Annotated in this window: 20 protein-coding genes; 16 read left to right on the plus strand and 4 right to left on the minus strand. The window is 67.1% G+C overall.

Annotated features, from left to right (window positions below; genetic code table 11):
• Positions 1-93: 93 nt before the first annotated feature.
• On the minus strand, positions 94-999 hold the full coding sequence (locus A5764_RS20070) for a class I SAM-dependent methyltransferase (RefSeq protein WP_067116040.1): 906 nt from the start codon (positions 997-999) through the stop codon (positions 94-96).
• Between the two features lie 215 nt (positions 1,000-1,214).
• Between A5764_RS20070 and secY the strand changes: the two genes are divergently transcribed.
• The 10 genes from secY (at position 1,215) to A5764_RS20120 (ending at position 10,340) form a co-directional block, all read left to right on the plus strand.
• On the plus strand, positions 1,215-2,540 hold the full coding sequence (gene secY / locus A5764_RS20075; protein WP_067116043.1) for a preprotein translocase subunit SecY: 1,326 nt from the start codon (positions 1,215-1,217) through the stop codon (positions 2,538-2,540).
• Positions 2,537-3,082: an adenylate kinase gene (locus A5764_RS20080; RefSeq protein ID WP_067116046.1), complete on the plus strand. Its 546-nt coding sequence runs from the start codon at positions 2,537-2,539 to the stop codon at positions 3,080-3,082. The genes secY and A5764_RS20080 overlap by 4 nt, the downstream gene beginning before the upstream one ends.
• Positions 3,083-3,084: 2 nt before the next feature.
• On the plus strand, positions 3,085-3,885 hold the full coding sequence (gene map, locus A5764_RS20085; RefSeq protein ID WP_067116049.1) for a type I methionyl aminopeptidase: 801 nt from the start codon (positions 3,085-3,087) through the stop codon (positions 3,883-3,885).
• Positions 3,886-3,929: 44 nt separating this feature from the next.
• Positions 3,930-4,475, plus strand: coding sequence for a sigma-70 family RNA polymerase sigma factor (locus A5764_RS20090; RefSeq protein ID WP_082951813.1), 546 nt, complete (start codon positions 3,930-3,932; stop codon positions 4,473-4,475).
• A 70-nt stretch (positions 4,476-4,545) separates the two neighbouring features.
• On the plus strand, positions 4,546-5,313 hold the full coding sequence (locus A5764_RS20095) for an anti-sigma factor (protein WP_067116056.1): 768 nt from the start codon (positions 4,546-4,548) through the stop codon (positions 5,311-5,313).
• Positions 5,314-5,362: 49 nt separating this feature from the next.
• On the plus strand, positions 5,363-7,105 hold the full coding sequence (locus A5764_RS20100; protein WP_067116060.1) for a thiamine pyrophosphate-binding protein: 1,743 nt from the start codon (positions 5,363-5,365) through the stop codon (positions 7,103-7,105).
• Positions 7,086-7,748, plus strand: a complete 663-nt coding sequence (locus A5764_RS20105) for a hypothetical protein (protein WP_067116292.1) — start codon at positions 7,086-7,088, stop codon at positions 7,746-7,748. Before A5764_RS20100 ends, A5764_RS20105 begins: the two co-directional genes overlap by 20 nt.
• The gene (locus A5764_RS20110) at positions 7,748-8,767 is read left to right on the plus strand and encodes a 3-oxoacyl-ACP synthase III family protein (protein WP_067116063.1); all 1,020 of its coding nucleotides are present in this window, start codon (positions 7,748-7,750) and stop codon (positions 8,765-8,767) included. The genes A5764_RS20105 and A5764_RS20110 overlap by 1 nt, the downstream gene beginning before the upstream one ends.
• Complete coding sequence (locus tag A5764_RS20115; protein WP_067116067.1) at positions 8,767-9,819, plus strand: aminotransferase class I/II-fold pyridoxal phosphate-dependent enzyme; 1,053 nt, start codon at positions 8,767-8,769, stop codon at positions 9,817-9,819. Before A5764_RS20110 ends, A5764_RS20115 begins: the two co-directional genes overlap by 1 nt.
• A gap of 17 nt (positions 9,820-9,836) precedes the next feature.
• Positions 9,837-10,340 (plus strand): MarR family winged helix-turn-helix transcriptional regulator, encoded by a 504-nt coding sequence (locus tag A5764_RS20120; protein ID WP_067116070.1) that lies wholly within the window; start codon positions 9,837-9,839, stop codon positions 10,338-10,340.
• Positions 10,341-10,453: 113 nt separating this feature from the next.
• Here the strand turns inward: A5764_RS20120 and mmsB are convergent, their stop codons facing one another.
• Genes mmsB through A5764_RS20135 form a run of 3 tightly spaced genes read right to left on the minus strand, consistent with a single transcriptional unit; the run spans position 10,454 to position 14,042 of the window.
• A complete protein-coding gene (mmsB, locus tag A5764_RS20125; RefSeq protein WP_067116073.1) occupies positions 10,454-11,332 on the minus strand; it encodes a 3-hydroxyisobutyrate dehydrogenase in 879 nt (292 codons plus the stop codon).
• A gap of 18 nt (positions 11,333-11,350) precedes the next feature.
• Complete coding sequence (locus A5764_RS20130) at positions 11,351-12,517, minus strand: acyl-CoA dehydrogenase family protein (protein ID WP_067116076.1); 1,167 nt, start codon at positions 12,515-12,517, stop codon at positions 11,351-11,353.
• A gap of 4 nt (positions 12,518-12,521) precedes the next feature.
• A complete protein-coding gene (locus A5764_RS20135) occupies positions 12,522-14,042 on the minus strand; it encodes a CoA-acylating methylmalonate-semialdehyde dehydrogenase (protein WP_067116079.1) in 1,521 nt (506 codons plus the stop codon).
• A gap of 183 nt (positions 14,043-14,225) precedes the next feature.
• On the opposite strand from A5764_RS20135, the gene A5764_RS20140 reads away from it, so the two are divergent.
• The 6 genes from A5764_RS20140 to A5764_RS20165 all read left to right on the plus strand — a co-directional run bounded on the left by A5764_RS20140 (position 14,226) and on the right by A5764_RS20165 (position 20,666).
• The gene (locus A5764_RS20140) at positions 14,226-15,413 is read left to right on the plus strand and encodes an NAD(P)/FAD-dependent oxidoreductase (RefSeq protein ID WP_067116082.1); all 1,188 of its coding nucleotides are present in this window, start codon (positions 14,226-14,228) and stop codon (positions 15,411-15,413) included.
• Positions 15,394-16,731: an FAD-binding oxidoreductase gene (locus tag A5764_RS20145; protein WP_067116085.1), complete on the plus strand. Its 1,338-nt coding sequence runs from the start codon at positions 15,394-15,396 to the stop codon at positions 16,729-16,731. The genes A5764_RS20140 and A5764_RS20145 overlap by 20 nt, the downstream gene beginning before the upstream one ends.
• A gap of 212 nt (positions 16,732-16,943) precedes the next feature.
• Entirely contained in the window at positions 16,944-17,684 is a 741-nt protein-coding gene (locus A5764_RS20150) for an anti-sigma factor (RefSeq protein WP_156664775.1), read from the plus strand.
• 245 nt (positions 17,685-17,929) lie between these two features.
• Positions 17,930-18,601: a hypothetical protein gene (locus A5764_RS20155; protein ID WP_067116092.1), complete on the plus strand. Its 672-nt coding sequence runs from the start codon at positions 17,930-17,932 to the stop codon at positions 18,599-18,601.
• Entirely contained in the window at positions 18,598-19,617 is a 1,020-nt protein-coding gene (locus tag A5764_RS20160) for a 3-oxoacyl-ACP synthase III family protein (RefSeq protein ID WP_067116095.1), read from the plus strand. Before A5764_RS20155 ends, A5764_RS20160 begins: the two co-directional genes overlap by 4 nt.
• On the plus strand, positions 19,617-20,666 hold the full coding sequence (locus tag A5764_RS20165; protein ID WP_067116098.1) for a histidinol-phosphate transaminase: 1,050 nt from the start codon (positions 19,617-19,619) through the stop codon (positions 20,664-20,666). The genes A5764_RS20160 and A5764_RS20165 overlap by 1 nt, the downstream gene beginning before the upstream one ends.
• Positions 20,667-20,706: the final 40 nt, after the last annotated feature.

Raw genomic sequence — 20,706 nt, forward strand, 5'->3', positions numbered from 1 at the left:
CGGCGTAGCCGGGTGCGGCGGGTCGCCGCCATCGGGGCTAGCGGCGATCGCAAGCGCGGCGTAGCCGGGTGCGGCGGGTCGCCGCCATCGGGGCTAAGCCAGCGTCGCGGTGACGGCGACGATGTTGCGGAGCTGGGACTCGTCGTCGTCGGGGAAGACGCGGCCGTAGTCGGTGAAGAACTCGCGCCGTGGCCGGGTCGTCACCTGCCAGCCGCGGTCGCCCAGGTAGTCGACGACGTTGCTGCGGTCGCCGTCGAAGAACAGCCCCGACAGGTCGATGTCGCACCCCAGGTTGGCCCACCGCTGGTTGAATTGCTTCGCGCGTTCGCTCATCGTCCGGCCCGAATCGCCATGGTATTCGGTGGCCAGCTTGCTTCCGGGCGCGCTCAACTCGGTGATGTTGTCGAACAGCCGGTCCTGGGCTTCGGGCGGCAGGTACATCAGCAGGCCTTCGGCGCTCCACGAGGTCGGTTGAGTGGCGTCAAACCCGCTGCGGCGCAACGCTTCCGGCCAGTCGTCGCGCAGGTCGATGGCCACGGTGCGGCGGTCCGCGGTCGGGGTGGCCCCGAGGTTCGACATGGCGGTGGTCTTGAACTCGACGACCTTGGGCTGGTCGACCTCGTAGACCACGCTCCCGGGTGGCCAGGCCAGCCGGTAGGCGCGTGCGTCGAGACCGGCGGCCAGAATCACCGATTGGTGGATCCCGTCGCGCGCGGCGTTGAGGAAGAAATCGTCGAAGAACCGGGTGCGGACCGCGATCGAATCGGTCTCCAGCCGCAGGTCCCGTTCACCGCCGGCCTCGTCCTCCGGCAGCACGTCACCGTCCATCAGCCGGATGAAGAACTCCAGCCCGACCGCCCGCACCAGCGGCGCCGCGTACGGGTCGTTGATGATCGCGTCGGTCTCCGCGCTGGCCACCGCGCGGGCGGCGGCCACCATCGTGGCCGTGGCGCCGACGCTGGAGGCCAGGTCCCAGGTGTCTTGATCGGTGCGCGTCATACTGCCCCTTCGATACTTAGCAAATGCAACGAGTCACCAAAACTTTACCCCTTCGGGGCATATCCACGGCGGCCGTTACCGGACCCGCCCGGACCAGCTGTTAGTCTCGTACACGGTTTGACGCGCGACGCCGTATGTCCTGCCTGCGGGTATTCGAGCGAGTGACGCAGGATGACCCCAGGAAAAACCGCGGGCCGGCCAGACCAGGAGGAAGAGTGCTTTCGGCTTTCATCTCATCGCTGCGGACAGTCGATCTGAGACGGAAGATTCTCTTCACGCTGGGCATCGTCGTGCTCTACCGTGTCGGCGCCGCGCTGCCGTCCCCCGGGGTGAACTTCCCGAACGTGCAGCAGTGCATCAAGGAGGCCAGCGGCGGCGAGGCCGGGCAGATCTACTCGCTGATCAACCTGTTCTCCGGCGGGGCGCTGCTGAAGCTGACGGTGTTCGCGGTCGGGGTGATGCCCTACATCACCGCCAGCATCATCGTGCAGCTGCTCACCGTGGTCATCCCGCGCTTCGAGGAACTTCGCAAAGAGGGCCAAGCGGGCCAGGCCAAGATGACCCAGTACACCCGCTATCTGGCCATCGCGCTGGCCGTCCTGCAGGCCACCAGCATCGTGGCGCTGGCGGCCAACGGGGGGCTGCTGCAGGGCTGCTCGCTGGAGATCATCGCCGACCAGAGCATCTTCACCCTGGTCGTCATCGTGATGGTGATGACGGCCGGCGCCGCGATGGTGATGTGGATGGGCGAGCTGATCACCGAACGCGGCATCGGCAACGGCATGTCGCTGCTGATCTTCGTCGGCATCGCGGCGCGCATCCCCGCCGAGGGCAATTCCATTCTGGACAGCCGCGGCGGCGTCATCTTCGCCGCCGTCTGCGCCGCCGCGCTGATCATCATCGTCGGCGTCGTGTTCGTCGAGCAGGGCCAGCGCCGCATTCCGGTGCAATACGCCAAGCGCATGGTGGGCCGGCGCATGTACGGCGGCACCTCGACGTATCTGCCGCTGAAGGTCAACCAGGCCGGCGTCATCCCGGTCATCTTCGCGTCGTCGCTGATCTACATCCCGCACCTGATCACCCAGCTCATCCGGAGCGGCAGCGGCGGGGTGGGCAACAGCTGGTGGGACAAGTTCGTCGGCAGCTACCTGTCCGACCCGAGCGACCCGGTGTATATCGGCATCTACTTCGGCCTGATCATCTTCTTCACGTACTTCTACGTGTCCATCACCTTCAACCCGGACGAGCGCGCCGACGAGATGAAGAAGTTCGGCGGGTTCATTCCCGGCATCCGGCCGGGCAAGCCGACCGCCGACTACCTGCGCTACGTGCTGGGCAGGATCACCCTTCCCGGTTCGATCTACCTGGGTGCGATCTCGGTATTGCCCAACCTGTTCCTCCAGATCGGCAATGGCGGAGCGGTCCAGAATTTGCCCTTCGGCGGTACTGCGGTTTTGATCATGATTGGCGTCGGTTTGGATACGGTCAAACAAATCGAGAGTCAGCTCATGCAGCGCAACTACGAAGGGTTCCTCAAGTGAGAGTCGTTTTGCTGGGGCCGCCGGGGGCGGGCAAGGGGACGCAGGCCCAGAAGCTCGCCGAGAAGCTCGGGATCCCGCAAATCTCCACCGGGGAGCTGTTCCGGAGCAACATCGAAAAGGGCACCAAGCTCGGCCTGGAGGCCAAGCGCTATCTGGACGCCGGCGACCTGGTGCCCTCGGACCTGACCAACCAGCTCGTCGACGACCGGCTGGACGACTCGGACTGCGCCAACGGTTTCATCCTGGACGGCTATCCGCGGTCGCTCGAGCAGGCCAAGGCGCTGCACGCAATGCTCGAGCGGCGCAGCTGCGACATCGACGCGGTGGTGGAGTTCAGAGTCTCCCAGGACGAACTGCTGCAACGGCTCAAGGCGCGTGGCCGCGCCGACGATACCGACGACGTCATCATCAATCGGATGAAGATCTACCGCGACGAGACCGCGCCGCTGCTCGAGTACTACCGCGACCAGTTGAAGACCGTGGACGCCGTCGGCTCGGTGGACGAAGTGTTCGCCCGCGCGCTGCAGGCCCTGGGCCAGTAACCATGAGCGCGCTGGCGCGGCTGCGAAGTCGCAGGGTCGTGCCGCAGCGCAGCCCCGGGGAACTCGACGCGATGGCCGCCGCCGGCGCCGTGGTGGCCACCGCCCTGCAAGCGGTGCGGGCGGCCGCGGTCGCCGGGACGTCGACCCTCAGCCTCGACCAAATCGCCGAGTCCGTGATCCGCGAAGCCGGTGCCATCCCGTCGTTTTTGGGCTATCACGGCTATCCGGCGTCGATCTGCGCGTCGGTCAACGACCGGGTGGTGCACGGCATCCCGTCCGCCGCGGAGATACTGGCGCACGGCGACCTGGTGTCGATCGACTGCGGCGCGGTGCTGGACGGCTGGCACGGCGACGCCGCGGTCACCTTCGGTGTGGGGACGCTGGACGCGGCCGACGAAGCGCTCAGCGACGCGACGAGGGAATCGCTGCAGGCCGGAATCGCGGCGATGGTCGCCGGCAATCGGTTGACCGACGTGGCGCACGCCATCGAGATGGGCACTCGCGCGGCCGAGGCCCGCTACGAGCGTGCGTTCGGGATCGTGGAGGGCTACGGGGGCCACGGCATCGGCCGGCACATGCACATGGACCCCTTCCTGCCCAACGAGGGCGCTCCTGGACGAGGCCCGCTGCTGGCCCCAGGTTCGGTGCTGGCGATCGAGCCGATGCTGACGCTGGGCACCGGCAAAACCGTGGTGCTCGACGACGAATGGACCGTCACCACGGCCGATGGGTCGCGCGCGGCGCATTGGGAGCACACCGTCGCGGTCACCGACGCCGGCCCACGCATCCTGACGGTTCCGTGAACTAAACGCCTGCTGCGCTCGTTTCACTGGCAGGAGGTGGTCGAGTGGCTCGGGTTGCCGGCACTTGGAGGGCGTCCGGGGCTGCTGAAGCCGCTCTGATGAAGGCGCTCTACGACGAGCACGCGGCGGTGTTATGGCGCTACGCGCTCCGGTTGACGGGGGACGCCAGCATGGCCGAGGACGTCGTCCAGGAGACGCTGTTGCGGGCCTGGCAGCATCCGGAGGTCGTAGGCGACACCGAGCGGTCGGCGCGGGCGTGGCTGTTCACCGTCGCGCGCAACATGATCATCGACGACCGGCGCAGCGCGCGGTACCGCAACGTGGTCGGTTCGCTGGACGAAGACGGCGCGCCCGAGCAGTCCACACCGGACGAGGTGAACGCGGCGCTGGACCGGCTGCTGATAGCCGAGGCCATGACCCAGTTGTCCGTCGAGCACCGCGCGGTGATCGAGCGGTCCTACTACCGCGGATGGACCACCGCGCAGATTGCTACTGACCTTGAGATAGCCGAAGGAACAGTGAAGTCGCGACTACACTATGCCGTACGGGCATTGCGGCTCACTCTGCAGGAACTCGGAGTTACCCGATGAGACGGCAGGGGTTCGTTAGGGGACCCATCCGACTGGCCATCGGTTCCGAATACTTGAAGGGTGACAGGAGATGGATGAAATGAGGACGCCGCTACGGGGTATCGGTCCTCCCGGTGACAACGAGGTGTTCGAGCTGACCACGGGTGACAACCACCGCTACGCGCTGTGGGATGCCGCATATGTGCTGGGGTCGCTGTCTGCCTCCGACCGCCGCGAGTTCGAGTCGCACATGGCCACCTGCCCGCAATGCCGGGAGGCCGTCGCCGATCTGAGTGGCGTGCCGGCCCTGCTTTCGCAGCTGGACCGTGCAGAAGTGGCCGCGATGGACGAGTCCGGCCGCAATCCTTCAGCCACGCCCGAGATGTCGCCGGAGCTGTTGCCGTCGCTGCTGGCGACGGTGCGCTGGCGCCGGCGCCGCACGCGGGTGGCCACCTGGGTGGCCTCGTCCGCCGCGGCCGCGGTGCTGGGCATCGGCGTGCTCGTCGGCGTGCAGGGATTCACCTCGACACCGCCGCAGCAGGCGACCGCGTCCTCGCAGCCGATGGCACAGGTCGGTACCACCCTGCTGGCCTCGACGGTGCAGCTCAACAGCCAGCACTGGGGGACGTTCATCAACCTCAAGTGCGTGTGCCTGGCGCCGCTGAACGCCCACCACGACACGCTGGCGATGGTGGTGGTGGGTCGCGACGGCAGCCAGACCCGGCTGGCGACGTGGGTGGCCGAACCGGGCCACACCGCGACGCCCGCGGGCAGCATCTCGACGCCGGTCGACCAGATCGCCGCCGTTCAGGTGGTTTCCGCCGACAACGGCCAGGTTCTGCTGCAGCGCGCCATGTAAAACCCGACGCGGGGTGAACTGAAGTTACCCACGCGTCGTATTACAAGACATGCCCAGAAAGCAGCGGGTGGTCGACCTCCTCGTCGAGCGTCTCGCCTCGATCGGCGTCGACCACATCTTCGGCGTGGACGGCGCCAACATCGAGGACCTCTACGACGCCGCACACTTCCGGTCCGACATCACCGCGGTCCTGGCAAAGCACGAGTTCTCCGCCGCCACCATGGCCGACGGGTACAGCCGCAGCGGCGCCGGGCTCGGCGTCGTGGCTGCCACCTCCGGTGGCGGGGCGCTGAATCTGGTAGCGGCCCTTGGGGAGTCGCTGACGAGCCGGGTGCCGGTGTTGGCTCTGGTCGGGCAAGCCCCGACAGCCATGGACGGCCGCGGCAGCTTCCAGGACACCAGCGGCCAAAACGGATCGCTGAACGCGCAGGCGTTGTTTTCGGCGGTGTCGGTGTCGTGTGAGCGGGTGCTCACGCCGTCGGGCGTCGCGCCGGCGCTGTCCCGGGCGATCGCCGCGGCGCGCACCGGTGGTCCGGCGGTCCTGTTGCTGCCCAAGGACATTCAGCAGGGGTACCTGGAATGCGATCGGGATGGCTGTCCGCCGCAGAACCCGCGTCCCATCGGCAACCCCCAACCGATCGTCGGGGTCCTGCGCGACGCCGACGGCCCGGTCACGATCATCGTCGGCGAGCAGGTGGCCCGCGACGACGCCCGCGCCGAGCTGGAAGCGCTGCGGGCGGTGCTGCGGGCGCGGGTGGCGACAGTCCCGGACGCCAAGGACGTGGCCGGCACGCCGGGTCTCGGGTCCTCGTCCGCGCTCGGGGTGACCGGAGTCATGGGCCACCCCGGTGTGGCCGAAGCGGTGGCCGGCAGCGCGGTGTGCCTGGTGGTCGGCACCCGCCTGTCGGTCACCGCGCGCACCGGGCTCGACGACGCCCTGGCGGCGGTGCCGACCGTCTCGATCGGCTCGGCGCCACCGTATGTTCCGGCCACCCACGTGCACACCGACGACCTGCGCGGCTCGCTGCGAATGCTGACCCAGGCGCTGTCCGGCACCGGACGGCCGACGCGGGTGCGGGTGCCCGACATGGTGCGTCGCACCGAACTGGCCCCGCCGCCGTTCGCCGGCTCGGGCGTGCGCTATCGCGACGCGATGGCGGTGCTGGACGGCTGCCTGCCCGACGGGACGGACATCGTGGTCGACGCCGGCAACACCGGCGCGGCGGCGATCCACTACCTGCCGGCACGGCGGGGCGGCAGGTTCGCGGTCGCGCTGGGCATGGGCGGCATGGGCTACAGCTTCGGCGCCGGCATCGGCATGGCCTTCGGGCGCGCCAACAGCGGACGGCCCGGTGGGCGCACCGTGGTGATCGCCGGTGACGGGGCGTTCTACATGCACGGCATGGAGGTCCACACCGCGGTGCAGTACCGGCTGCCGGTGACGTTCGTGTTGTTCAACAACAACGCCCACGCCATGTGCGTGACGCGCGAGCAGCTGTTCTACGACGACCTGTACAGCTATAACCGGTTCCACGCCAGCCAGCTGGGTGCTGGGTTGGCGGGCATGTTCCCCGGCCTGACGTCCGTCGACGTCGGCGACCTCGACGGCCTCGCCGCGGCCATGCGTGCGGCGCTGGCCGTCGACGGCCCGGCCGTGGTCAGCGTCGAATGCGCCGCCGACGAGATGCCGCCCTTCGCACCGTTTCTCACCCAGGCGTCGGCCAAAGCGACCGGCGCACAGGAGATTCCAACCGCAAAGGAGAACCGGACCGATGTCGCTGCTAGCGCTTGAGGACATCCCCACACCCATTGACGGCGTAACGCGAATCGAAACGAGCCCCCGGGAGAAGGCCACCCCGATCATCATGGACATGATGCGGTCGGTCTACCCGCACGATCAGGTCTTCGGGGAATACTGCACCGTCAACGATTACGTCGACTGTCCGCCCGACGAGCTGTACGAATACATGGCCGACACGCGCAGCCTGGAGGAGTGGACCTACAGCCTGCGTGGCTTCACCCCCACCGACGAACCGGGCCTGTGGCTGGCCTACGACCGGCTCGGCTCGGAGACCAAGATCTACACCCACACCATCGCCAACCCACAAGCCCGGACCGTCGACTACCACTGCGCCTGGGATCAGGGCAAGCACCTGTGGATGGTCTACCTGATGCGCGTCATCGACGCGCAGGTGGTGCTCGACAAGCCCGGTTCGGTTGTGCTGTGGACGAATTGCCATCACCCGTTCTACGACAAAAACCCGTACCCGGAGACGGCTCCGCCGCAGCGCCCGGTGTGGGTCGGCGACTTCTGGGACATGTTCGGCGCCGGCCATCTGCTGGAGCTGAAGAACCTCAAGGCGATCGCCGAGTACCGCCACCGCAACGGGCTTCCGGTGACACCCGATTGGATGCGGCGAAAAGGGGAGCAATGATGACCACGCCGAGCGTCAGCCTGATCGACGTCTCCACCTATCTGCCCGGGGAACCGATCGGCGCCGACTACTACGCGCAATTCGCCGAATCCGATGAGCTGCGGGACAACATCATGTTCCGGGCGCCCAGCTTCCGCCATCACGTCGCGCCGGACGAGAGTTCGATCGACATGATCGAGAGCGCGGCGCAGGGCCTGATCGAGCGGCACGGCCACGACGTCGTCGAAGGCGCCGACGTGCTGATCACCCACACGCAGGTGCCCGACATGGCGTTCTACGGCCAAGGGGCCGGCATCGCGCACCGGCTGGGCATGCGGCCCTCCTGGGTGCTCGACCTGAACAACGGCGGGTGCGGGGCATTCGTGTTGGCGCTCAACGTGGCTCGCAAACTGCTGACGGCGGGCGAGGGGCGCACCGCGCTGATCGCCATCGCGCAAAACGCCGCCGGGCAGTTCTTCGACCAACCGACGATTCGGCGCAAGGCGCAGTCGGCGGTGCCCGGCGACGGGGCGGCGGTGGGGCTGGTCACGCTGTCCGACCAGTCACCCATCCTGGATGTCGAGTGCCGCACGTACGGCGAGTACGCCGGTGAAATGACGCTTTCGTTCGATCCGCCGCGCAAGTGGTGGCAGCCCGGGTCCGGCGAGGGCTCCATCGGCTTCACCGACAGCAAGATCACCAAGGTGCTGGCCCGCGGCAACCGGCAGGTCCCCGAGGTCGCGCTGGCGGTATGTGACCGAATCGGCCTGGCCGCCAAAGACATTGATCTGTTGGTCACCAACCAGCCCAACCGCGCGTTCCTGCGCAACTGGCGCGACGCGCTCGAATTGCCGCCCGAACGCCATCGGGACACTTTCGATCAGTGTGGCAACCTGTTCGGCGCCGGAATCCCGATCAACCTCGACCACGCGATAGCCGACCGTCAGGTCAAGGCCGGCGACGTGGTCCTGATGGCGGCCTTCGCCCACGCCGGCGACTTCGCCGGCGCGGCGGCCGTGCGCTGGGGAGGGCGAGACTGATGCAACCCGTCCCGGGTCTGTTCGCCGCCGAGATCGACGAGGCGTTTCCCAACGCCGACGATCCGCTCGCCTTGTCGCTCAACGAGAATCCGTTTCCGCCGCTGCCGGCGGTGCGGTCGGCGTTGATCCGTTCGATCTACGCGGCCAACCGGTATCCGGAGTTCCTGCCGGAACGGCTGCGCGGCTTGATCGCGGGCCATGTCGGGGTGCCCGCCGACCACGTGGTGCTGGGCGCCGGCGCGACGGGCGTGGCGTTGCAGGCCCTGCACGCGCTGACCGCGCCGGGTGACGCGATAGCCATGGCGGCGCCGAACTTCGACGGGTATCCGATCATCGCGCAAATGGCGCGGCTGAACCCGCTGACCGTCCCGCTCGGCAGCGACGGCCACAACGACCTCGACGGGCTGGCCGACGCCGCCGCAAGCGCCCGCGTGGTGGTGGTGTGCCGCCCGCACAACCCGACCGGCACGCTGGAGCCCGTCGCCGAGCTGTTGGGGTTCCTGCGCCGGGTACCGGGCGACACCATCGTGCTGCTCGACGAGGCCTACATCGAGTTCGCCGCGCCCGAGCTCCGGGTCGACGTCGCGGCGTTGCTCGCCCAGTTTCCCAACGTGGTGGTGCTTCGGACGTTCTCCAAGGCGTACGGGCTGGCCGGGCTGCGGATCGGTTACGGGCTGGCGGCACCGGGGCTGGCTCGCACGCTGTGGTCCCAGCAGCTGCCGTTCGGCATCGCGCTCACCAGTTTGCTGGCGGTCGCGTCGTCCTATCAAGCCGAAGATCAACTGCTGCAACGGATCCAGTCGATCAACGCCGAACGTCGCTATCTGCGGATGCGGCTGAGCGCGTTGGGGATATACACCACAGACGCCCACGCGAACTTCATGTACCTGCCTTCGAGGGGTCGGCGGGACAGGTCGTGGCATGAGGTGTTCGCCGACAGCGGACTCCACGTCCGCCACTACGGCGACGGGGGCGCGCGGATCACCGTGGGCAACCGCGCGTCGACGCTGGCGGTGCTGTCCGCGATAGGAAAGACCTCGCTTCGGCCGTAGATGCGGTAAGAAAGGGCGTGGGCGCCTCACGATCCAAACGTGATCCGATCGCCGCGGCGCGCGACAACTGGGAGCGCGCCGGGTGGGGTGACGTGTCGCCGGGCATGGTCGCGGTCACCTCGGTGATGCGTGCCCATCAGATCCTGCTGGCGCGCGTCGAGGCCGCGTTGCGTCCCTACGACTTGAGTTTCTCCCGGTACGAGTTGTTGCGGCTGCTGGCGTTCAGCCGTACCGGAGCGCTGCCCATCACCAAGGCGTCCGATCGCTTGCAGGTGCACGTCACCAGCGTCACCCACGCCATCCGCCGGCTGGAGGCCGACGGGCTGGTGCAGCGGGTGCCGCACCCCACCGACGGGCGCACCACGCTGGTGCAGATCACCGACCTCGGCCGGTCCACGGTCGAGGACGCCACCGTGACGCTCAACGAGCAGGTGTTCGCCGACATCGGCATGGAAGCCAGCGAGTCGGAAGCGCTGGTGTCGTCCATAGAAACGTTGCGGCGCAACGCGGGCGATTTCTGAATCGGTGGCGCGCGTGGTCACATCCGTCCCACTTGTCCCGCCGCGGGCAAAAAGTGGGTTGCAGTCCTCGCAGGTGACAATGTGGCGTTTGTGAATACCGTTGCGGCAGTGCGTCAGCGCAGCATCTCGATGACCGCGCTGAAGTCCTTGCCGGCGTGGGAGGCGTCGGACGCGATGAACTCTGCATAGATCTCGGCGGCGTGGGTGCCCAGCGGCGCCGCAGAACCGGTCGAGACCACCGCGTCCATCGCCAGGGCCAGGTCCTTGTTCATCAGCGCGGTCGCGAAGCCCGGCTTGAAGTCGTTGTTGGCCGGCGAGGTCGGCACCGGGCCCGGCGCCGGGCAGTTGGTGTGCACCGCCCAGCAGTTCCCCGTCGCGCCGGTGATGACGTCGAACAGCGACTGCGCCGACAGTCCCAGCTTCTCGGCAAGGACGAACGCCTCGCCGATCACGATCTGCTGCACCGCCAGCACCATGTTGTTGCACACCTTGGCGGCCTGTCCCGCCCCGGCCGCGCCGCAGTGAATGATCTTGCCCGCCATCGGTTCCAGCACAGGTCGCGCTCGCTCCAGCGCGGCCTCGTCGCCGCCCACCATGAACGCCAGCGTCCCGGCGACGGCGCCCTTGACCCCGCCCGAGACCGGCGCGTCCAGCTGCGAGACGCCGTGCGACTCGGCGAGCGCGTGCACCTCGCGCGCGTCGTTGACCGAGATCGTGGAGCTGTCGATGAACAGCGCGCCCGCCTTGGCGGCGGGCAGGATGTCGGCGTAGCAGCGTTTGACGATGTCGCCGTTGGGCAGCATGGTGATGGCCACGTCGGCATCAGCGACCGCGTCGGCGGCGGTGTCGAACATCGCGACCCCGGCAGTCGTTGCGGCGGCCGCCGCCGTGGGCACCGGGTCGTACCCGCCCACGGTGTGGCCGGCGGCAACGAGATTGGCGGACATGGGGCCGCCCATGTTGCCCAGCCCCAGGAACGCGATTGCCGTCATTGACCCTCCTGCGCCCGCTCAAGAAGCCCTGAACCGGGCGGCCTCTGCCCGGCCGATGACCACCCGCATGATTTCATTGGTCCCTTCCAGGATCCGATGCACCCGCAGATCGCGCAGGATCTTCTCCACACCGTACTCGCGCAGGTAACCGTAGCCGCCGTGCAGTTGCAGCGCCTTGTCGGCGACCTCGAAGCAGGTGTCGGTGACATAGCGCTTGGCCATCGCGCACAGTTCGACCTTGTCGGGGTCATTGGCGTCGAGGGCATTTGCCGCCCGCCACAACATCATTCGCGAGGTCTCAAGCCCGGTCGCCATGTCGGCCAGGGTGAACCGCACGGTCGGCTCGTCGAGCAGGGCTGAGCCGAACGCCTCCCGCTCCCGCACATACGCGCCCGCTTTGTCGAAGGCCGACTGCGCGCCGCCCAGCGAGCACGCCGCGATGTTGAGCCGTCCGCCGTTGAGCCCGTTCATCGCGATGCCGAAGCCCGCCCCCTCGCCGTCGAGCCCGCCCAGCATCGCGTCGGCCGGCACCCGCACGCCCTCCAGGATCACCTGGGCGGCGGGCGGGGGGTGGCCGCCCATCTTCTCCTCGAGCGCACCGAAACTCAGCCCCTCGGAGCCCTTTTCGACGACAAAGGCCGAGATGCCGCGCGGGCCCGGTCTTTCTGGACCGCCGGTTCTTGCCATCACCACGTACACGTCCGAGGCGCCCGCGCCGGAAATGAACTGCTTGACACCGTCGAGCACGTAGTCGCCGCCGTGCTTGACGGCGCGGGTGCTCAGCGCGCTGGCGTCCGACCCGGCGCCCGGTTCGGTGAGGCAGTAGCTGGCGATGACGTCCATCGAGGCCAATCGCGGAACCCAGGCCTTGCGCTGTTCGGGGGTGCCGAAGGTGTCGATCATCCACGCGCACATGTTGTGGATGGACAGGAACGCCGCCGTGACGGGGTCGGCGATCGCCAGCTGCTCGAAGATCCGGACCCCGTCGAGCCGGCGCAGCCCGCTGCCGCCGACGTCGTCGCGGCAGTAGATCGCCGCCATGCCGAGTTCGGCGGATTCCCGCAACACGTCCGTCGGGAAGTGCTTGGTGGCATCCCATTCCAGGGCGTGCGGGGCGAGGCGCTTGGCGGCGAACGCGGCGGCCGTCTCGGTGATGACCCGTTCGTCGTCATTCAAAGTAAACATCGTTCTAATTCATGGTGGGGATGACGAATTCGGCGCCGTCCTTGATGCCCGACGGCCACCGCGACGTCACCGTCTTGACCTTGGTGTAGAACTGGATCGACGTCGGACCGTGCTGGTTGAGGTCGCCGAAGCCGGAGCGCTTCCAGCCGCCGAAGGTGTGGTAGGCCACCGGGACCGGGATCGGCACGTTGACGCCGACCATGCCCACCTGCACCCGGGAGATGAAGTCGCGAGCGGTGTCACCGTCGCGGGTGAAGACCGCCACACCGTTGCCGTACTCATGCTCCGACGGCAGCCGCAGGGCCTCCTCGTAATCGTGCGCGCGCACCATGCACAGCACCGGGCCGAAGATCTCGTCGGTGTAGATCGACATGTCGGGGGTGACGTGGTCGAACAGGGTGGGGCCGATGAAGAAGCCGCCCTCGAGGTTGGCGTCACCAAAAGTCAGATCGTCGCTGGCCCGCTCACGGCCGTCGATGACGATTTCGGCGCCCGCCTCGGCGCCCTGGCCGATGTAGTCGCGCACCCGCGCCAGGGCGGCCTCGGTGACCAGCGGGCCGTAGTCGGCCTTGGGGTCCAGGCTGTGCCCGACGCGCAGGTTGTTGATCCGCTCGATCAGCCTGGCGCGCAACCGATCCGCGGTCTGCTCCCCGACGGGCACCGCGACGCTGATCGCCATGCAGCGTTCGCCGGCGCTGCCGTACCCGGCGCCGATCAGCGCGTCGACGGCCTGATCCAGGTCGGCGTCGGGCATCACGATCATGTGGTTCTTGGCGCCGCCGAAGCACTGCGACCGCTTGCCGGTCGCCGCGGCCGTCGAGTAGATGTACTGCGCGATGTCGGAGCTGCCGACGAAACCCACCGCCTGGATGTCGGCATGGTGCAGGATGGCGTCGACGGCCTCCTTGTCGCCGTGCACGACCTGGAACACCCCCGGGGGCAGGCCGGCCTCTCCGAACAACTCGGCCAGCCGCACCGGGACCGACGGGTCGCGCTCACTGGGCTTGAGGATGAACGCGTTTCCGCACGCCAGGGCCGGTCCGGCCTTCCACAGTGGGATCATCGCCGGGAAGTTGAACGGGGTGATGCCGGCCACGACGCCCAGCGGTTGCCGCAGGGAGTAGACGTCGATTCCGGGACCGGCGCCCTCGCTGTACTCGCCCTTGAGCAGGTGCGGGATGCCGATGCAGAACTCGATCACCTCGATGCCGCGCTGGATGTCGCCGCGTGCGTCGGGCACCGTCTTGCCGTGCTCGAGGGACAGCAGCTCGGCCAGCTCGTCACTGTTCTTGTTGACCAGCTCGACGAAGCGCATCATCACCCGGGCGCGACGCTGCGGATTCCAAGCCGCCCAGCCTTTTTGGGCCTCGACGGCCGAGGCGACCGCCGCGTCGACGTCGGCCTTGCCGGCCATCGGAACCTCGGCCTGCACCTGCCCGGTGCTGGGGTTGAAGACGTCGGCGGTGCGGGTGGACTGGCCGGCGGTGCGCTTCCCATCGATGAAGTGCGGGATCTGTGTGGTCATCGTGTCTCTCTGAAGTCGTCTTTGCGCGATACTTGCATATCCTAGTAAATGCGGGCCCGGGTCACAAGGGCTCGAGAAGCGCCGCCGCCTCCCCGCCCACCTGAACCGCAAGCCGCTCCGGATCGTGTCAGTGCTGGGTGCCCGAGATCCTCGGCCCCGGGAAACACGACGGGAGACGCGCGCATGGCGACGGAGATCCGGGACAGCCCCGACGCGGTTGTCATCGGCGCGGGGCCCGCCGGCCTGGCTGTCGCACGCCAACTCGACTATCGGCATGGCATGAAAGCGCTCGTCGTTGACCGCGCGACGGCCCCGGGGATTTCATGGCGCACGCGCTACGACAACTTCCGCCTCAACACGACCGGGTTCTTGTCGCACCTGCCCGGGCAACGGATTCCGTTGAACGCCGGGCGTTGGCCGACCAAGGAGGACATGGTCCGCTATTTCGACAGCTACGTTCAACGACAGAACATCGCAGTCAAGCTCGGATGTGACGTCCACCGCATCGATCGTGAAGAGCGAGTCTGGCGACTCGCCACATCGTCGGGTGAGATTCGAACCCCGGCAATCGTTCTGGCGACCGGCAACTACAGGACACCCACCATTCCTGACTGGCCCGGACTGAGCCGTTTCAACGGCGTTATCGTGCACTCCGGGCACTTCACAAACGCTTGGCCCTACCGCGGTCGCGACGTCCTCGTCGTCGGCGCGGGCAATTCGGCCGCCGACATCGCGGTTCAGCTCGTCTATGACGGCGCGCGACGGGTTTGGCTCGCAGTGCGCACGCCGCCGCACCTCGTGCGGCGGTCTCTCGGGCCGTTTCCATCCGACATCTTCCTCGAGCTGTTCTCGAGAGTTCCCGCGCGCATGGTCGATCCGCTGATCGCGCGCATGAACCGCCTGATGTGGGGGGACCTGACGGCCTACGGCTTCGCTCGGCCAACCCTCGGGCTCAAGGCGACGGTGGAGACTAGAGGCCGTATCCCGACGCTGGCCGACGAGCTGATCGACGTCGTGCGGGCCGGGCTCGTCGAGGTCGTCGGCGCCGTCGAGGCGATCGACTCCGACGGCGTGATCCTCAGCGACGGCAGATCCGTAGCGCCGCAGGTGATCATCGCCGCCACCGGGTTCGGCCCGGATCTCGACGGTTTGGTCGGGCACCTCGGCGTCCTCGACGAGCACGGCAACCCGCGCGGCGGCTTTGCCTCGCACGTCGGCAACGGAATGTTCGCGATCGGATACGGCATTCCGCCCAACGGCCCGCTGCGCGCGATCCGCATCAGCGCGACGCGATTGGCCCGGCAGGTGGCCGGATACCTCGCGAAGACCCAGCTAAAAACTAAGGCGTACAATGACTTTACCTTCCTATAAGACCTTTTTCCGTGGCGCGGACGGTTACGAACGAGCCCGTCGGGAAACGGTGTGGAATGGACTTGTCCCGGATCGCTTTCCCGATGTCATCGTGCAGGCGCACGACACCGACGACGTGGTCGCGGCGATCCGTTATGCGCGGACCCACGGATGCCAGGTCGGTGTACGTTCGGGCGGGCACAGCTGGACGGCCAGCCACCTACGCGACGGTGGACTGCTGCTCGACGTCAGCCGCCTCGACCACTGCACTGTCGAACCGGATCGGATGACCGCAGAGGTCGGCCCGGGCAAGGTCGCCAGCGTCTTCGCGGCAGAGCTGGACACCCAAGGGCTGTTCTTCCCCGCCGGCCACTGCGAAGGCATCTGCCTCGGCGGCTATCTCTTGCAGGGCGGCTACGGCTGGAACGGTCCGGTGCTCGGGCCGGCATGCGAGAGCGTGCTAGGGCTGAAAGTCGTCACCGCCGACGGTGAACAGATTTACTGCGACCCCGAAAACCATCCAGACATGTATTGGGCGGCTCGCGGCGCCGGACCGGGCTTCTTCGGCGTGGTCACCTCGTTCAAGCTGCGGGTGCACCCACGTCCCCCGGTCTGGGGCACCTGCCTTTACATGTATCCGATCGAGGTTGCCGACGAGGTGTTCAGCTGGGGACGCTCGATCATTCCTGAGCTCGACGACCGGGTCGAATTGCAGATCCACACCGCGCGCAGCTTTCCGGGAGCCGGGCTCAACCAACCCGGCATCACGATCGCCTCGCCAGTATTCGCCGACTCGGAGGACGAGGCGCTGAAAGCCCTTGCCCCGCTGGGCACTTGCCCGGTCATCGACAAGGCGATCGTCAGCCTCCCTTATGCGCCGACAACTTTGGCCAATTGGTACACCGCCGTGATGACCAGCTACCCGAAGGGATTTCGCTACATCGCCGACAACATGTTCACCTCGGCTTCGGCCGAAGAACTAACGCCGGGCATCCGCAAGATCATCGAAACCATGCCACCGCACCCCTCGCACTTCATCTTCACGGGCTGGAAGACGGCCCCGGAGCGCGCGGACATGGTGTACGGGGTGGAAGACGAGGTCTACATGGCCCTCTACACCATCTGGCAGGATCCGGCCGACGATGATCGGTACCGCGACTGGGCCGCGTCCAACATGGCGGCGATGTCGCACCTGGCGACCGGCAGCTCGCTCGCCGACGAAAATCTATGCCGGCGTCCGGCGCGATACATCGCCGAGTCGAACATGGCACGCCTCGACAAGGTGCGCCTGGCATACGACCCGGATGGTCGTTTCCACAGCTGGATGAGCGGGGTCTGACCGCCGGGGCGGCTTGAAACTCGGCTAACCGTGGCGGGTGTGCCACGGGTGAACCAGACAGGCGCTTCGGTCGTTTCACCAGCAGGAAGGTAAATGGAGCGCCTATTCCCAAGGCGCTCTACGACGGACCCGCCCCGGCGGCCGCCCGGAATGGCCTTCAGCTACGAAAACCCTTACGTACCAAGAAATATCCCACGAGACGGGAGTATACGATGATGCCGCTATGGCGGCCCGGGACACCGATCGGCGGTGACCTATCCGGGCATGACGAGTACGCGATGTGGGATGCCGCATACGTGCTGGGATCTCTATCGTCCCCAGAAAGGCGGGAATTCGAAGCGCACCTGCCCGAGTGTCTGTTGTGCCGCAGCGACGTCGGCGAGCTCAACGGCATCCCGGCCCTCCTGTCGCAGCTGGAGCGCGACGAGGTGGCGGTGATCGCCCAGGTCGGCGGCGCAGAACTGTCGCCACCCGACGAGTTGCTGCCGTCCCTGCTGGTCAAAGTGCACTGGCGGCGGCGCCGGTCCCGCATCGTGGCCTGGACGGCTGGGACCGCGGCAGCCGCGGTCCTCGCGATCGGTGTGTTCGTCGGCGTCACGGGCCAACCCTCGACGTCCGTGCCCATGCCGCCGCAGGCGAGCGTGGCGGTACAGCCGATGACACAGGTCGGAACCGACAAGCTCGCCTCGACGATCTCGCTCAGCAGCCAGCGGTGGGGAACGTCCATCTCGATGAGCTGCGTCTGTCTGGCCCCGCTGAACGCCCATCACGACACGTTGGCGATGGTTGTGGTAGGTCGTGACGGTAGCCACACGCGGATGGCAACCTGGGTGGCAAATCCGGGTCACACGGCGATGCCCGCCGGCAGCATTTCAACACATGTCGATCAAATCGCTTCTGTGCAGGTGATTTCCGCCGACGACGGCCAGGTCCTCCTGGAGCGTTCGCTGTGAATTTCCTACCCCGAGTGAACTGAAGTCACCCGCGGCTCGTGTTACCGGGAGTTACGAAGTTAGGCAGGCAGATGGCCAGGCAACACAGGGTGGTCGATCGTGTCGTCGAGCACGGTCGAACGTCGAATGCACTTAGCGTGCATTAGATTTCAACGCTGACACCGCCCGGGGGGTCGTCAGAATTGGCGGTAATGACCGACGTGGCAGCCGCCTTGTCTCAAATACTAATGAGGAGAACCGATTTCATGTCCATTGCAGCGCTTGAAGATATCGCGGTCCACAGCGGCACCACCGAGCCGATCGAGGGAGTGGTCCGTATCGAGACCTCGCCGCTTGAACAGACCGCCCCGACTTTCATGGCGAAGATGCGGTCGGTGTATCCGCACGACGAGGTCTACGGCCAGTACTGCACGGTCAACGACTACGTCGACTGCCCACCCGATGAGCTGTTCGAATACCTGGCCGACACCCGCAGTCTCGAGGAGTGGACCTATACCCTGCGTGACTTCTCCCCGACCGCGGAGCCCGGGCTCTGGTTGGCCTACGACCGATTGCTCCCGGACACCAAGATCTACACCCGCACGGTGGCCAACGCCGAGGCCCGTACCGTCGACTATCACTGCGCGTGGGACCAGGGCAAGCACCTGTGGATGATCTATCTGATGCGGGTGGTCGACGCGCAGGATGTGCTCGGCAAGCCCGGTTCCGTTGTGCTGTGGACCAATTGCCGCCACCCGTTCTACGACCACAACCCTTATCCCGATGCCGCCCCGCCGGAGCGCACGGGCTGGGTGGGCGACTTCTGGGACATATTCGGAGTCGGTCACGCGCTGGAACTGAACAATCTCAAGTCAATCGCCGAATACCGCCACCGCAACGGCCTGCCGGTCAAGCCGGAATGGATGAGTACACCATGAACCAACCCACCGTCAGCCTCGCCGACGTTTCCACCTATCTGCCCGGGGAACCCATCGCCGCCGACTACTACGCGCAGTTCGCCGGCTCGGATGACCTGGCGTCCAACCTGATGTTCCGCGCGCCCAAGCTGCGTCATCACGTCGGGCCGGACGAAACCGCGACCGATATGATCGAGCGAGCCGCACAGGGCCTGATCGAACGGCACGGCCACGACGTCATCGAAGGCGCCGACGTGTTGATCACCCACACCCAGGCACCCGACCTGCCGTTCTATGGCGCCGGCGGGGGCGTCGCCCACCGGCTGGGCATGCGGCCGTCCTGGGTGCTCGACCTGCACAACGGTGGGTGCGCCGCTTTCGTGTTGGCGCTTAACGTCGCTCGTCAACTGTTGGCCTCAGGTTTGGGGCACACCGCGCTCATCGCCATCGCACAAAATGCCGCCGGCCAGGTCTTCGATCAGCCGGGAGTTCGGCGCAAGGCGCAGGCGGCGGTCCCCGGCGATGGCGCCGCGGTGGGCCTGGTCACCTTGTCCGACCGGTCGCCCATTCTCGATATCGAGTGCCGGACCTACGGCGAATACGCCGGTGAGATGACGCTCGCTTCGGACCCGCCCCGCAAGTGGTGGCAGCCCGGGGCCGGTGAGCTCTGCATCGGATTCACCGAAACCAAGATCACCAAGGTACTGGCTCGCGGCAATCGACAGGTCCCCGAGGTGGCGCTGGCCGTCTGTGATCGAATCGGCCTGCCGTCCAAGGACATCGACCTGCTGGTCACAAATCAGCCCAACCGGGTGTTCCTGCGCAACTGGCGCGAGGCGCTCGACGTGCCGCGCGAACGTCATCGCGACACATTCGATGAGTGCGGCAACCTGTTCGGCGCGGGCATCCCGATCAACTTGGATCGCGCGATATCGGACGGTCAGGTCAAGGCCGGTGACGTCGTGATGATGGCCGCCTTCGCGCACGCCGGCGACTTCGCGGGTGCGGCGGCGGTGCGCTGGGGCGGACGAAGCTGATGCTACCCCTGCTGGAGGCCAGCCCCGTCACCGCCGGAATCCTCGATGCGCTGCCGAACGCGACCGATCCATTCGCTTTGTCGCTCAACGAGAATCCGTTTCCACCGCTGCCGGGGGTGCGCTCGGCGCTGGTCCGCTCGATCGACGTCGCCAACCGGTATCCGGAGTTCCTGCCCGATCGGTTGCGCCGCCTGATCGCCGGTCATATCGGGGTTGGCGACGAGCAAGTCGTGCTCGGGGCGGGTGCAAGCGGCGTGGTGATGCAGGTCCTGCACGCCGTCACGCGGCCCGGTGATCGGATTGTGCTGAGCGAGCCGACTTTCGACGGTTATCCGATCTTCGCGAAGATGGCCCGCCTGACATCGGTCACCGTTCCGCTCGATAAGCGCGGCCACCACAACCTGGACGCAATGGCCGATGCGGCGGCAGACGCCAGTGTCGTCGTCTTGTGTCGGCCCGACAACCCGACCGGCACCCTCGAACCGGTCGCGGACGTACAGCGCTTCCTGCGCAGGGTGCCGGGCGACACCGTCGTTTTGCTCGACGAGGCGTACATCGAGTTTGTTGTGCCCCAGCTCCGCATCGACGGACCCGACCTGATTCGCCGCTTTCCGAATGTCGTTGTGGTGCGCACGTTCTCCAAGGCATATGGCTTGGCCGGTCTCCGCATCGGGTACGGGTTCTCCGCACCGGAACTGGCCAGCACACTGTGGGGGATGCAGTTGCCGTTCGGCATGGGCATCACAAGCCTGGTCGCGGTGGCGGCGTGCTACGACGCCGAAGACCAGCTGCGGCAACGCGTTCTGCGGATCACCGGAGAGCGCGATTACCTGTCCCGGCGCCTTCGGGCAAAGGGCGTATACACCACCGACGGGCACGCCAACTTCGTTTACCTGCCAGCGGCCCGGCGCCCCTGGTGCGAGGTGTTCGGCGACACCGGCCTGAAGGCCCGCTACTACCCTGACGGCGCCGCACGGATCACCGTCGGAAGCCGCGCGTCCACACAGGCGGTGCTGGCCGCAGTGGCCACGTCGCGGTCCGCTGGCTAGTGCGGCGGTGAACTTCTCGTCGAAGTCCCGCGTGGTAGCG

Origin of the sequence: Mycobacterium sp. 852002-51057_SCH5723018 (assembly GCF_001667035.1) — a bacterium.
GTDB lineage: Bacteria > Actinomycetota > Actinomycetes > Mycobacteriales > Mycobacteriaceae > Mycobacterium.

Coding starts and splice junctions, on each gene's coding strand:
- A5764_RS20100 (WP_067116060.1), top strand. CDS start 5,363: ATGCCCAGAAAGCAGCGGGTGGTCGACCTCCTCGTCGAGCGTCTCGCC.
- A5764_RS20140 (WP_067116082.1), top strand. CDS start 14,226: ATGGCGACGGAGATCCGGGACAGCCCCGACGCGGTTGTCATCGGCGCG.
- A5764_RS20135 (WP_067116079.1), bottom strand. CDS start 14,042: ATGACCACACAGATCCCGCACTTCATCGATGGGAAGCGCACCGCCGGC.
- A5764_RS20105 (WP_067116292.1), top strand. CDS start 7,086: ATGTCGCTGCTAGCGCTTGAGGACATCCCCACACCCATTGACGGCGTA.
- A5764_RS20150 (WP_156664775.1), top strand. CDS start 16,944: ATGATGCCGCTATGGCGGCCCGGGACACCGATCGGCGGTGACCTATCC.
- A5764_RS20095 (WP_067116056.1), top strand. CDS start 4,546: ATGGATGAAATGAGGACGCCGCTACGGGGTATCGGTCCTCCCGGTGAC.
- mmsB (WP_067116073.1), bottom strand. CDS start 11,332: ATGACGGCAATCGCGTTCCTGGGGCTGGGCAACATGGGCGGCCCCATG.
- A5764_RS20110 (WP_067116063.1), top strand. CDS start 7,748: ATGACCACGCCGAGCGTCAGCCTGATCGACGTCTCCACCTATCTGCCC.
- A5764_RS20070 (WP_067116040.1), bottom strand. CDS start 999: ATGACGCGCACCGATCAAGACACCTGGGACCTGGCCTCCAGCGTCGGC.
- A5764_RS20155 (WP_067116092.1), top strand. CDS start 17,930: ATGTCCATTGCAGCGCTTGAAGATATCGCGGTCCACAGCGGCACCACC.
- A5764_RS20160 (WP_067116095.1), top strand. CDS start 18,598: ATGAACCAACCCACCGTCAGCCTCGCCGACGTTTCCACCTATCTGCCC.
- A5764_RS20115 (WP_067116067.1), top strand. CDS start 8,767: ATGCAACCCGTCCCGGGTCTGTTCGCCGCCGAGATCGACGAGGCGTTT.
- A5764_RS20165 (WP_067116098.1), top strand. CDS start 19,617: ATGCTACCCCTGCTGGAGGCCAGCCCCGTCACCGCCGGAATCCTCGAT.
- A5764_RS20145 (WP_067116085.1), top strand. CDS start 15,394: ATGACTTTACCTTCCTATAAGACCTTTTTCCGTGGCGCGGACGGTTAC.
- map (WP_067116049.1), top strand. CDS start 3,085: ATGAGCGCGCTGGCGCGGCTGCGAAGTCGCAGGGTCGTGCCGCAGCGC.
- A5764_RS20130 (WP_067116076.1), bottom strand. CDS start 12,517: ATGTTTACTTTGAATGACGACGAACGGGTCATCACCGAGACGGCCGCC.